Below are 12,186 nucleotides of genomic sequence, written 5' to 3' on the forward strand. Positions count from 1 at the left end.
GTCAGCGAAGGTGTCGGCCTGCCGACCGGACAAGGGCATTCAGATCCGCCCCGCGCATGGGCCGCGGTGCCGGATCGCGGAGTGCCTCTTTGCGGATGTACGCGACGTTCGGACCATCGGCACCGTGTCCGGGCAGCGGCCGTGTCGGGATCGGCTCGGTCCTGTATCGTATGCCAGGCTTCATGTGGGCGGGCCGCACGAAGCCGACTCCCGACCCATTGGTGGCGCCGGACAGCGGCAGCCGGAATGGCAGCTTGGAAAACCAGCGGGAGGGCACCGGATAGACCGGCGAGTAGGTCGTGACACGTGTAGCCCTGGTCTGCAGCTCCTCCGGAGTCGCACGCCGGTAGCGCTCGAAGTCCCCATCATCGTCGATCTGGACGCCCACCCAGTTGCGGAACCGCTCGGCTGGCCGCCGCAGGGCAGCCGCGGCGAACGCCACGCCAATCCTTCCCGCATCGTCAGCATCGGCAAAGTAGAGGTTGGCGACCGAGTTGAGCAGCTGGAACTCGTTGATGGCGTGGACGTCGCCGACACGATCCGTGACGATCCAGCCCTTCGACGCTCCCTTCGGCACATATGCGCCGGGGTCGAAGGAGATCATCGCGACGCGGGGCGTCAGCGGCATCACTATCTGCGTGCCCACCGTGATTAGACCGAAGCTGTGGTCCTTCATGCGCTGCAGGTACACCCGGTTGGTAAGCGCAGCGGGATCGTCGGACGTGAAGAAGTCGCGCGACGTCTCGTTGCGGACGAGCAGCACTTCCAGATCATGGATATGCTTCGCGGTTTCCGCCCAGGTCTTCATCGTCGAGAGCATGATCTGAGGGTGCGAGGTATCCGGCCGCTCGTTGCGCACGTCCTCGAAGCCCTGGTGAGCGACGTGGTCCATCTCCACCAGCGCAGCGCGCCGACGTTCCATTGCTGCGGCCGTTCGGCTCACCTGCAGATAGGCGAAGTCACGTAGAAACCGATGCTGGGCCAGATCGACGGTCTCGCCAGCGGTGATCGCACGCACGATCGCCGCATACTTGCCTTCCTCATCCTGCAGCAGCGTTTCCAGCACGAGATCCTCGCCGTAGAAGTAGCTGCGCGAGCACTGGTTCTTGACCGGCGCACCTAGCACCACCCGCCCGCTCGCATGATTAAGCAGATTGATGGCCAGACCCTCGCCATCGCGGGTGAACGGCTTCAGGTGACAGCGCGGGACGTAGTGCTGGTTCTTGTTATTGGGCATGCCGACGGCCGTTTCACAGCGAAACCGATGCGGGAGCGCGAGTCGACGCTCCCGCTGAACTCACTCTTCCTGCATGCCTGACATGTCGTGGCCGGCATGGTCGCCGTGCTTCGTGTCCTTCTTGTCGGCGCAGCAGTCCTTCCTCGCGCCCTCGTTCTCCTTGCAGCAGTCCGCGCCGTCCTTGCAGCACTCCTTGCCCGCGCAGCAGTCAGCGGCAGCAAAGGCTGTGGCGGGAACGAGCGCGAGCGCGATGGCCGCGCCGATGTACTTGATGGTCTTCACGTGATGTCCTCGGATTGATTGAAAGGCTGAGATCCAGTCTGTTCAGATGGTTCGTGGAAGCGGCGGCGCTGGACCACACGAGCGGCCCTCCAGGCCTCGATGGAGGCCGAGAGGCAGCTTCATCGTCACTGCAAGCTGCCCGGATGCCGGAGCATGGGATCCGATTGTGGTAGCGACGCACGAACCCGGGCAGCAGACCGACGGCACCTTTTTGACCGGTGCCCGGTCGCAGACGGCCATTGCGGCGTGCACCCCTGCCACCGAAGGGGCCTGTACCATCGCTTCGCATATCGGCCCCATGCGCACGATCAACATCGCCCCAAGAAGGGCCAAGGCGAATGCGTACGGTGCGGCCGAGGCTCATCCGATCCTTGTAGGACGGGTTGCAAATCCGCGCCAGCTTAGTGCGCAGGATCCAGCGTCATCCAGATTGCAACTCCACCAACATTACGACGAAGATGGTTGTCGTGCCGGGCGAGAAGCTTCTAGAGCCGCAAGGCCGCCTTTTCGAGCTGCGGATCGCGCTGCCGTCGCGCCGCTCTCCGCTACTCCGAAGACGATCACGTTGTAGGGTGCCGCGTTACCTTCGCCATCGACGACGCTCATGGTGCTACGGTCGAAGCTCCAATCCTCCCACCGCCACATCGCCTTGCCGGGGACCTGAACGACAACATAGGAACCGCGTCGAAGGCGGATCGAGGTCTGGTTTTTGGCAAAGTCCAGCCCGAGATCAAAGGCCTGTATTTGGCGGTTCATCAGCCGCCCGAGGATGTTCTTGGTGATGCCGCCGGCGAGGCGACCAGTTGCGGGAGCGCTGGTTGAAGCTTGCTCATCAGCTTCAAGCCTTCCTTGAAGCCGAACTTTCCAGCACGTCGAGGAGGGCCTGATCACTGCCACTGCCAATTCGGGCCGTCTTGACCTTGAGCGAAAGTCCATCCCGAGTAACGGTAAGTCCAGTGAAGATGGGCATTCTGTTTATTGCTGCACGATCCCCATTGTTGACCGTGATCACGCTCGCAAACTGAGGTCCTGAGCTTCTTCGCCAGCTTGGTCCCGGCCCTGGAAACCGAACAGCACCTTATGAGGACTGAACCCGGGATACTCCCAGACTTGGAACGCGTCCAAAGTGACCTTCACCTGAGTGCCGACCAACATTTCATCGAGCTCCGCGTCAGCCGCGAGCATGATGGCTACTTTCGAGTCCGACGAGCGGCTTTCGCCGACGTAGCCCAACACATGCGAAGTATGGCTTCACGGCAGCTTGTGCAATTGGGCCATGCCCTGCCCGCGCACGCCGGTCTCGCGGAACCGAGCCGCTCCGTCCAGGTCGCCCAGCATTTCAGCGCGTTCGCGATCTCGGCATCAGTTCGGTAGCCGAGGCTCTGTCATCAGGAGGGTCGCAGTCGTTCAACGCAGTAAACACCTTGCGCCTGCTGGGACGCTAGATGCGCATCATCACGACCCCGAACCAGTCATCGGTCGCGATGGCGTAAAAAGCATTCGACGAAGCCGGTCGCATGAAGCCGTCCAGCTACTATGACCGCATTGTGGACGTGATGGAGGAGCTGGTGCGCTTTACGGTGCTGCTGCGACCCCATGCAGCCCATCTTGTCGATCGCTGTTCCGAACGCAAGCAAGCGGGCCGGTCAGTCAACCCGGCAACCGACCTGTCCGCTATTGCGATTAGGCGCTCTGGTGACCCGGCCGCCTAGAAGCGAACCCAGCCGAACGCGAGGAGTAGCAGGAAGGTGAGGCCCAAGGAAAGAGCTAGCGAGCCTGCACACCCAAGCCGGCGCGAGAAGAAGAAGAACATCAGACCGCGACCGGGCCGCGCGGCACGACGGTGTCCGCGAATGCGGCGATGGCGTCGTGGTAGGCGTCCGCCCGCTCCACTGGTCCCATGTGGTTCACGCCCTCGATGATCTGCAGCCGTCCCGTGCCCGCAGAACGGGCGATATGGTCGGAGGCTTCCGGCTTGGTCACAATGTCCTTGCTGCCCCCGATCACCAGAACGGGCACCTGGCAGGAGCGCAGGGCGTCGTTCGCGTCCCAGCGGAACATGGCAAGGTCACCATGGGCCGACACCGCCGGCTTCTGCATCGTCATGAGCAGAGTTGTGCGGTCGAGTTGGCTACGCGTGACATAGCGGCCGAAGCCGAGCCTGGTTGCGATGTGCGAGGACCCGCTGACATAGCTCTGCCATGAACTTAGCCACGACAAGGGCTGCAGCAGGATTTTGAGCCTCATCATGGGCTCGATCACCGGCCAGCGGAGCGCCTGGGCAAGGCCGCTCAGGATCATGGTCTTGAGTGGGTTGGTGTAGGTCGTGTCGAGCAGGACGACCCCGCTTACCTCTCGGCCGAACAGTTCCGACCTGTCGCGGGCGAGCGTTTGGATAACCATGCCGCCAATGCTGTGCCCGACGAGCACGGCAGGGCGACCACCTGCCAAACCGAGCACAGTCGCGAGGTCCTGGGCGAACCCTGCCATGTCCACTTTGGCACGAGCTCGCTTGGATCGACCAAGGCCCGGGAGGTCCCACACGATCAGCCGAAAGCGACCGGCGAGATCACGCTTTGCGTAATGCCAAATGCGGCTGTCCAGCGACCAGCCGTGTGTCAGGATCAGCGGCTGGGCCTCTTCTGGGCCATAGGTCTCGACCCAAAGCTTGGCACCGGTTGTGCTCTCGATGAGCCGCCCGTCGCCCCGCTCCAGTCGCATGGGATCTTGATCCCGCCGGGCAAGCAGAGGCAGCACAAGCGACCGGCCCAGAAAGGACCAGGCGAACAGCGCCAGTCCAGTCCACAGTCGCCAACTGTCGCGATGGCGCAGCACACCATCGGCGTCACGGATGAGGTCGCCGTGATACCAAGACCAAAGCAGGTAGCCAGCGGCTGCCAGGATGATCAGCGACAACAGCGCAAACAGCGCCCGTAAGATCGATTGTGCTCCCACGGTCCTCTCCCGATGCGATCAATCGCGAACGGGCCAAGGAAGGCGGGCGTTCCGCAAAAACTATGTAACCTGGATCAACGCCGATAGGGGCTCTGCATATCCTGCACCCACCCGGCTTTTACGGGAGGCAGCGAGCCGCTGGACGCGGGTTGGTGGCGACTTCCGTCGGTCTTTGGCGCAATAGCGACCCTTGCACGGGCCTGATCAGGGTCGATCTCGGTGGCGAATTCCAGCCCGGCCGAACCATCCGCAACCCACACCACGGTCGCCCCGACCGCTTCCAGCGCTCCCACTGTGACAAGAACCGTTGCGCCTTGCCGAAGGACGTCCACCTGATCGATGCGCATGCCCCTCGTGGAAAGGTCGCGAACCCTGTGCGCGCTGATGCCTGCTCCGCCGAACTGTTCGATGATGGCCTTGAGCAGCACATTAGCCCGCGGTGCGCGCTCGGTCGGCTCGGGTAGCGGCAGCTCGTCCGGTGAGGTGGCGTCAGGGTCGGTCATACCAGCTGCAGAAGGTCAGTCGAGCAACGGCCTACGCCGATCACGTTGCCAGGTCGACCCTCTTCCCTTGAAGCGGGTCGGTCTTCGAACTCCCATCACTATCGGCACCGGCAGGAATCGATGGCGCCTACTTACGCTCGAATAGCGGCCTGATAAGCGAGCCAAAGCCGGCGAGCTGTGGCCCGCGTATCCGGTTCGGCTGCGATGCGGACCAAATAGCGTTCCAGATCAGTCCAGCCGCTGATCGGCCGGAGGCGGCGGTCGCGCCGGATGGCAGACACAAGCTGCCCAACATCGCTCTTCGTTGCTGGCCGCACTCGGAGATATTGTTTGAAGGTCAGAGCCACCCCTCGCCTCCTGCTTAGGGCGCCGTGGGCTTGTCGCCAGGACCTGGTCCGGTCGGCCCCGGTCCAGCATCGGGCGCAGTCGGCTTGTCGCCGGGTGCGGGCGCTAGGGGCCCGTCGCCTGCGTCCGGTCCGATCGGCGCAGGGCCAGCATCAGGCGCGGTTGGCCTGTCGCCGGGCGCGGGAGCCAGAGGTCCATCGCCAGCGCCCGGTCCGATCGGACCAGGGCCAGCATCGGGTGCAGTTGGCTTGTCGCCGGGCGCGGGAGCTAGAGGCCCGTCCCCAGCACCCGGGCCAACGGGCGCAGGGCCAGCATCGGGTGCAGTTGGCTTGTCGCCGGGCGCGGGAGCGGCAGGCTTGTCGCCAGCGCCCAGTCCGGCCGGCGCAGGACCGGCATCAGGTGCTGATGGCTTGTCGCCCGGTGCGGGGGCGACCGGCTTGTCGCCAGCGCCTGGTCCGGCCGGCACGGGGCCAGCATCGGGCGCAGTTGGCTTGTCACCGGGTGCGGGAGCGGCAGGCTTGTCGCCAGCGCCTGGTCCGGCCGGCGCGGGGCCAGCATCGGGTGCAGTTGGCTTGTCACCGGGTGCGGGAGCGGCAGGCTTGTCGCCAGCGCCCGCTCCGGCCGGCGCAGGACCGGCGTCGGGTGCTGACGGCTTGTCACGCGGTGTGGGGGCGACCAGCTTGTCGCCAGCGCCTGATCCGGCCGGCGCGGGGCCAGCATCGGGCGCAGTTCGCTTGTCACCGGGGGCGACCGGCTTGTCGCCAGCGCCTGGTCCGGCCGGCGCGGGGCCAGCATCGGGTGCAGTCGGCTTGTCACCCGGTGCGGGAGCGGCAGGCTTGTCGCCAGCGCCCGCTCCGGCCGGCGCAGGACCGGCGTCGGGTGCTGACGGCTTGTCACGCGGTGCGGGAGCGGTAGGCTTGTCGTCTCCAGCCGGGCTGGTCGGAACTGGACCAGCGTCGGGCACTGTCGCCTTCGTACCCGGATCAGCCACGACAGGCTTATCGCGACCGCCCTGCCCAGCAGGTGACGGAGCTACGTCGGCAGGTGCCGCCTTAGCCGCGTCGGTCGGCGCACTTGGCGCACCGACCGATGGTGAAGGGGAAGCCGGCGTGTAGGTGACCTTGGCGTCTCCTACGATCGCCGCGTCCAGCCCAGCACCGTTCGTCAACGTTGGAGAGGCGATGGCCGGAGCGGCTTTGGTCGGTTCGGGGCGATCGGACGAAGGGGCAGTTACAAGCGCCAGTCCACCAGGCGCAGGCTGCTTCACCTCTGCCGCAAAGGCAACGCGATCAACCGTGGTCGCGACCGATGCGATGACCGGCGCAATAGTGCCGGTCACCAGTCCACCCGTCACCGAGCCGAGATCGGTCGGCTTGGACGAGATTGTCTCGACGATCACCGGCAGCGAGTTGTCGATCGAGTTGTGGCCAACCATCACCGCGCCGCCGACATCGGCGGGCGATTGCACCGCCACGACCTTGTTCTCGGTTACAGCCGCCTGGGGCGTTTGCGCAGGCGCGGATGAAGTCGGCGCAGGCGCGGGTGCTGGCGCGCTCGACGCAGGGCGCGCGGGCGAGTCGATGGTCCGGTCGGAATCGCCCTGCACGCGCAGGCGGTACATGTCGCTTGCTGCAATGCTCGCCACCGCGCCCGGCCGGATCAGGTCGCGCGCCCCGCCATCCAGCGTCGCCACTTCCACGGCGCCCTCGACCACCTGGAGCGAACTGCTGCTGGCATCGACAGTAACGGAGAAGGTCGTGCCCTTCACGACCGCGGCCAGGTACGGGGTGTTAACGCCGAAGTGTGGCACGCCAAGCTTCTCGATCTTGTAGACCGCGTTGCCGATGGTCTGGATCAGCTTGGTCAGGCCGCTCGCCTGCGCCGCCTCGGGCACGGACACGCGGCTGTTGGGCGCCACCGTCACGAAGTCGCGATCATGCACCAGCACCGCGCGTCCGCCGCCGGCCGTCTGCACCACGTCGCCTTCCGCCAGCGTCGCGCCGCGCGTCGCTGGGCGCGAAACGCCCCCGCGCTGGATCATTACCGCGCCCACCGTCTCCGACAAACGCCAGGTCAGCGCCTGCGCCATGGCGCCACTGCTTGCCGATACGAGGATCGCAGCAGTCAGCGCGCCCGAGAATGATCTTAGCATGAGTCCCCCTGTTGGATGCCTCATGTGAGAGCGGTTGCTCAGATTCGGTTGGCAAAAACGGTTAACATGAACGCGCGGCGCTTTGTCCGTCTCGGTCGTTTCGAGCTAACCGGAGCTAGGTAGCGCGCCGGCGTGCCCCGTTCCGCCGATCAGAACAGATCTTCACGTCGAAGTGTCTTCGTGATGACAAGCATCGAACGGTCCTGACGCTGGGGTCACGAAGCATCGTATACGCAACCTCTCTGCGACTGGCGTGTGCATCAGTCACGGAGATGACCTCCAAGTCGGAGCTAAATCGTGGTGATCGTAAAAGATCACACATCGCCACTCGCGCGCTGGTTTGCTGGGTCGCGTTCGGCGCGCTCATGTTCTGCCTTGTGGACGCCAAGCACCCCTGACGAGACGAGCTCGTCTTAGTGAACCGTCGGATGCTAGCCGATCCGGCGTTATTGGATGGGGAGGCACGGTTCACGTCGGGAACAGCGACACCGATCGGGGCCGCCGGGGCCACGCTGGGCGAGTCTGCAAGCCGAGTGATCATCGAACTATTGATGACTCAGAGCTCGTCAACTATGCTTCCACAAAGCCCAACTTTGAGCCGCTCAGGGAGTCGGTATGCTCCAGGACTTCGTGCCGCTGATTCAGAACTTGTTCAGTGTCACTGGCCCCGGCGAGTACAGGTCGCACGTGGAGGCAGTCGCAGTCGGGTTTGGATTGCTAATCCTCTCGAAGTCTCGATTGTCGCGCACCATGAACGACGCGATATAGTGTATCCGGGTTGGCTTCATGTACATAGAGCCGAAGATCGGCTGGTATTCATAGTTGATCTCGACGAACATCACCCCGCTGTCTTTGGGCGCAACGACCTTCGCGCCAGCGTCACCCATGCCGGTCGGGGCAGCGACGCCCGCATATTGATCATCAGTACCTGCGACATACCCGGCTGGTGCTGCCGTTCCCGCCGTCTTCTTGCTCGTAGGGCCCCCATAGCTAGAGTCGTAACCATCGCCCTGTTTTAGACCTATACAGCGTTGCCAATGAATCCGCTGCGTGGGCGCGTTATCGTAGTCCTGGGTCACGTTCTCCAAGCTGGACAGAATGATACGCCCGTTCGTGGTCAGGTCCAGGCCGTCGCCTTGCACCTTGGTTGCCTGCAACACGTCATTCAAATCTGTTTCTCGCAACGTGCTGACGCCATTCGACGCCACCTGTCCAACGCGCGACGCGTTGTCAGCCAGGCTAAGCGCGTACTGGCTTATGTTCAGCTGACATAGGCCATAGTAGGACAACTCTGTACACCAGCCGCCCGCAAGCAGCACCAGTGGCGCGCCCAGCGCAAATTCGACCAGAGCTAAGCCGCCAGTCTCACTTCGAAGATGCCGATACAGGCGAACAAAGCGCGTCATAGTTTCGGACACACCTTGACATTGTCGGCCGTGTTCTGAAATTTGTACGGCTGGTTCTTCAGAACGGTCTGCGAGGTCAGATGAACAGTGTCAGACCAGCCGATGAGCTTGGCTACTGGGAATAGGCGCGGATAGTTGAAGCCCATTCGATAGATCACGACCGCGTTTGCGGAGCCCTGCCCGGCAGTGCTCGGATCCGCATCCCAACGACTGTTGCCGTTCGTGTCCACGAAACACTCGCCCGCGTCGTAGCTGTTGTTTTTATTCATATCCCAATAATACTCGCCTCCAATGTCGGCGAAGTGTGCGAAGCTCTGCCGGCTAGCCTTGTCCCACACGAGAGTCTTGATGATGCCGTTGACGGCACCTTTGACCTTGTCATCAATCGCGGTAGTCGCCGTTTCAGTGCCATTGCCCTCCAGAGCCGAGTCACGCGCCGCCTTCTGAACAGCGCCGGTGAGGACTGCCTGCAGGTACGCCTGAAAGCAGATGTCGGCGAGGCCCATCAGCAGGATCAGCAGAACCGGGCATACGATCGCAAACTCAAGGATCGTTACACCGCGTCGATCTCCCCGCAGGCGCGCCACTACACGGCGCATCACTGGTTCACCCGCAACATCGCGATACGTTTGGCAATGGCTGCAAACGCGTCTTGCAGGGCGGCATTATTACTGGCGGTGAAAGACTGGCCGGGCGAAGCGCAATATTTCATGTCGTCGGTCAGCGCTGTTCCGAATGCGATCATATAGACTGTAATGCCCCGCAGCTTTGCTGCATCGCAGAGCACCCGGAGGCGCATTTGGTGATTGGTCTTCTCCTGCGTCGCGTTCTTGTCGGCCATGTTGCCGTCGAGGCCTTCAACCCCGTACATTTGGTAATTGTCGAGGTCGGCAACGGGATCGCCATCCGTCATGAACACGATGTTTTGTGAAGGCTGCTTTCGACCGTCGACCGCCTTTACGGTCGCTGCGAATGGACCCTTGAGCGACAGCATGCGCAAGCCCCACGCCATTCCATAGTCATGGTAGGTGTTGCCCGCCGCCTTAAAGTTGTTCGCGTAAAGATAATTGTTCACCTCGCTCGAAGACATCGCTTTCAGTGTCTGCGCTTCCATCGGACAAGTGACAGAGTCGGCCTGCTCCTGCGCACTAAGTGCCCCGTAGTTGTAGTTCGCGTTAACGTCTTGGTCGCGAACCAGACCTGGATAGCCGGAACTGGCCCCCTGCGGGTACCAGACCACCTCCGGCCACATCGGACGCCAAGGTGGCATGACATCTGGGTCCAGGTCAGAAGGTAGACTATTCGCGTCGAAGCTGCTGGCGTTAGACTTGCCAGTCATCTCCACGCACCCGCGCCATTTGCTGGTCGCGCCATTAATGCGACCCGGGGTCGGGACGGTGTTCAAGAGGGCGTAGTCGTTCACGGGGAGGCTCGTCGTGCCGTAACGCCAAAGGGGGCGTCTCACAGAGCCGCCCGTGCCGGTGCAAGTTCCGCCGTTGTTCGCGGCCCAATTGGTCGTGCCGGTGAAGCCAACGTAGCTGTACGTGGGTGCGACGGCGTAGTTCTGACCGGAGATTTGGTAGCGGTAGCTATTGCTCCAACCCGGCGTGCGTCGATTATTCAGACAGTCAACCTGCGTGATCGGGTATGCGCCCACGACGTTGCTGATCGACGGATAGTCTCCGTCGACCCAGCGTGTGTTATAGGCCAGATTAGTCGATACTGACGAGGAGGGCAGCAGCTTGCCGACATTAACGACGGTGGAGTAAGGCGCGAAACCATAGCGAACGATCGTATCGCTCTGCTTGTTTTCCGTCATAGTCTGATCGAACAAGAGCACGGCCTTGCGCAGCGCTTCGACTTTCGATCCAGCTAGTTCGTCGTTGTAATAGGCGCTTATGCCGTCGTCGCGGGTGTATGTGAGCTTTTTACCGTTGCCGCCGCCCGTAGGCGCGCCGGACATCGAACCCGTCGTATCAAGCACGAACATCACGTCCGTGTCTGCGAGATCGTAGATCGCCTGGCAGGTGACAGAGACCGTGGTAGTTTTAGCTCCGAACATGGCCATAACCGTCATCGGAACTGCTACCGAGGCGGTCCCGTTCACCGCATTCGCCACGGTCGCCCCTGAGCCTACCGACGCCTTAGTCGGCGTAAAGACGGTGTTTGAAGTCCCTAGCCATCCGTTTCGAAAATTGTTCGTGAAGAACATTTGCGCCTGTGCCGACGCCGTCGCATCCAGGGTCGTCTTTGTGGTCGTATCTGTCATGCCCTTACGGCCCGCGAGGGCACCTGCGTCGCAAGCCTGCTGCAGGCGTACCTTGACGACGTATAGGCGGGTCATGTCGACCGCGGAACCCGCGAAGCCCAGGATCGGCACCATGAAGGCGGCGACCATGACGAGCGTGTTGCCGCGACGATCGCGCGCTAGCCGCGTGAGAAACCCTGGCGCGATAGTCAGCTTCAAATTCTGGTCGGTCATGATCACTTCCGCGACGCATGCCCACCCCGGACTGCGCGGCCCATGGCCTAACTGGCCAAGGTTACTTCCAAGTTGACGAGCAGGGCGGCGGCGAGGACTGTCAGGATTGCGTACTCAGGTGTTTGGCCGCGAGCGCCGCGGTCGTCCGTTACAGGAGCGTGAACTAGCCTCAAATCAGCCCGGCTGAGGTAGTGCCCGTTTTGGCCTAGGTGTTTCAGTCTCGGCATCTGGTGGATCGGGTTGACGATGTACCGGTCCGGCTCTGAGGTTCGGATTACGACGGATATGACCGAGAACGCCTGGGACACTGCGCCGTAAGCTCTCGACAGGCCCGCGATACCGAAGAACATGGACAATCAAGCCACGGTCAGTCCAATAATCGTGACGGTCCGCGAGGACTGTTCACGCGTCATCACCGGTATCATCGATGGGCATGTCTTCAGGAAAAATTGGCCAACGAGAAGCAGCGACGGGACAAGCAGGATCGGGAAACCCAGACGCTCAGGCCCAGCCCGCTCGCGGCAATTGCGATGTCCGCATGCGTCGTGATCGCGCGTATCGGAACATATTTCCAGACATTCCCTGCGCACATCATCATGAGCCAGAAACTCGAGTCATCTAGCCGATTTCCGATGTCGTCGATTCGGAACGTAGTCCCCCGCCACGGCTGTTCCACCATCAGCCGCTGTTCCGCTTCCTGGTTACACCTCGGTGAGGGGCAGAGAAGCGGCCTTTGTGCTTGACGTCGGAGTGAAATCCCGCGTCCCACAAACGGGATCACGGTCAATCATCATTCGGCCACCGATGCTCGCCGGATCTATCGA

The 12,186-nt window shown here is 62.6% G+C and carries 10 protein-coding genes and 1 pseudogene; 1 reads left to right on the forward strand and 10 read right to left on the reverse strand.

Features of this window, described 5'->3' with window-relative positions:
* Nucleotide 1: 1 nt before the first annotated feature.
* The 4 genes from FHS94_RS08210 to FHS94_RS08225 all read right to left on the reverse strand — a co-directional run bounded on the left by FHS94_RS08210 (nucleotide 2) and on the right by FHS94_RS08225 (nucleotide 2,752).
* Nucleotides 2–1,237 carry a DUF4238 domain-containing protein gene (locus tag FHS94_RS08210; protein ID WP_184056525.1) on the reverse strand — a complete coding sequence of 412 codons (1,236 nt, stop codon included), beginning with the start codon at nucleotides 1,235–1,237 and terminating at the stop codon, nucleotides 2–4.
* A gap of 60 nt (nucleotides 1,238–1,297) precedes the next feature.
* Entirely contained in the window at nucleotides 1,298–1,519 is a 222-nt protein-coding gene (locus FHS94_RS08215; RefSeq protein ID WP_184056527.1) for a hypothetical protein, read from the reverse strand.
* Between the two features lie 447 nt (nucleotides 1,520–1,966).
* Nucleotides 1,967–2,275, reverse strand: a complete 309-nt coding sequence (locus FHS94_RS08220; RefSeq protein ID WP_184056528.1) for a hypothetical protein — start codon at nucleotides 2,273–2,275, stop codon at nucleotides 1,967–1,969.
* 252 nt (nucleotides 2,276–2,527) lie between these two features.
* Nucleotides 2,528–2,752: a hypothetical protein gene (locus FHS94_RS08225; protein ID WP_221234632.1), complete on the reverse strand. Its 225-nt coding sequence runs from the start codon at nucleotides 2,750–2,752 to the stop codon at nucleotides 2,528–2,530.
* Nucleotides 2,753–2,907: 155 nt separating this feature from the next.
* On the opposite strand from FHS94_RS08225, the pseudogene FHS94_RS08230 reads away from it, so the two are divergent.
* Nucleotides 2,908–3,231, forward strand: a pseudogene (locus tag FHS94_RS08230) (NADPH-dependent FMN reductase); the annotation flags it as partial.
* A gap of 100 nt (nucleotides 3,232–3,331) precedes the next feature.
* On the opposite strand, the gene FHS94_RS08235 reads toward FHS94_RS08230, so the two are convergent.
* From FHS94_RS08235 to FHS94_RS08260, 6 genes are all read right to left on the reverse strand, one after another.
* Nucleotides 3,332–4,474 (reverse strand): alpha/beta fold hydrolase, encoded by a 1,143-nt coding sequence (locus FHS94_RS08235; protein WP_184056532.1) that lies wholly within the window; start codon nucleotides 4,472–4,474, stop codon nucleotides 3,332–3,334.
* Nucleotides 4,475–4,548: 74 nt separating this feature from the next.
* On the reverse strand, nucleotides 4,549–4,977 hold the full coding sequence (locus FHS94_RS08240; protein WP_184056534.1) for a PilZ domain-containing protein: 429 nt from the start codon (nucleotides 4,975–4,977) through the stop codon (nucleotides 4,549–4,551).
* 361 nt (nucleotides 4,978–5,338) lie between these two features.
* On the reverse strand, nucleotides 5,339–7,474 hold the full coding sequence (locus FHS94_RS08245) for a FecR domain-containing protein (RefSeq protein WP_184056536.1): 2,136 nt from the start codon (nucleotides 7,472–7,474) through the stop codon (nucleotides 5,339–5,341).
* A 641-nt stretch (nucleotides 7,475–8,115) separates the two neighbouring features.
* Nucleotides 8,116–8,880: a TadE/TadG family type IV pilus assembly protein gene (locus FHS94_RS08250; protein ID WP_184056538.1), complete on the reverse strand. Its 765-nt coding sequence runs from the start codon at nucleotides 8,878–8,880 to the stop codon at nucleotides 8,116–8,118.
* Nucleotides 8,877–9,479 carry a TadE/TadG family type IV pilus assembly protein gene (locus FHS94_RS08255; RefSeq protein WP_184056540.1) on the reverse strand — a complete coding sequence of 201 codons (603 nt, stop codon included), beginning with the start codon at nucleotides 9,477–9,479 and terminating at the stop codon, nucleotides 8,877–8,879. The genes FHS94_RS08250 and FHS94_RS08255 overlap by 4 nt, the downstream gene beginning before the upstream one ends.
* Nucleotides 9,479–11,362, reverse strand: a complete 1,884-nt coding sequence (locus FHS94_RS08260) for a TadE/TadG family type IV pilus assembly protein (RefSeq protein ID WP_184056542.1) — start codon at nucleotides 11,360–11,362, stop codon at nucleotides 9,479–9,481. The genes FHS94_RS08255 and FHS94_RS08260 overlap by 1 nt, the downstream gene beginning before the upstream one ends.
* Nucleotides 11,363–12,186 lie beyond the last annotated feature (824 nt).

Origin of the sequence: Sphingomonas aerophila, assembly GCF_014199305.1 — a bacterium.
Taxonomy (GTDB): Bacteria; Pseudomonadota; Alphaproteobacteria; order Sphingomonadales; family Sphingomonadaceae; genus Sphingomonas; species Sphingomonas aerophila.

Coding starts and splice junctions, on each gene's coding strand:
- FHS94_RS08260 (WP_184056542.1), bottom strand. CDS start 11,362: ATGACCGACCAGAATTTGAAGCTGACTATCGCGCCAGGGTTTCTCACG.
- FHS94_RS08220 (WP_184056528.1), bottom strand. CDS start 2,275: ATGAACCGCCAAATACAGGCCTTTGATCTCGGGCTGGACTTTGCCAAA.
- FHS94_RS08210 (WP_184056525.1), bottom strand. CDS start 1,237: ATGCCCAATAACAAGAACCAGCACTACGTCCCGCGCTGTCACCTGAAG.
- FHS94_RS08250 (WP_184056538.1), bottom strand. CDS start 8,880: ATGACGCGCTTTGTTCGCCTGTATCGGCATCTTCGAAGTGAGACTGGC.
- FHS94_RS08245 (WP_184056536.1), bottom strand. CDS start 7,474: ATGCTAAGATCATTCTCGGGCGCGCTGACTGCTGCGATCCTCGTATCG.
- FHS94_RS08255 (WP_184056540.1), bottom strand. CDS start 9,479: ATGCGCCGTGTAGTGGCGCGCCTGCGGGGAGATCGACGCGGTGTAACG.
- FHS94_RS08240 (WP_184056534.1), bottom strand. CDS start 4,977: ATGACCGACCCTGACGCCACCTCACCGGACGAGCTGCCGCTACCCGAG.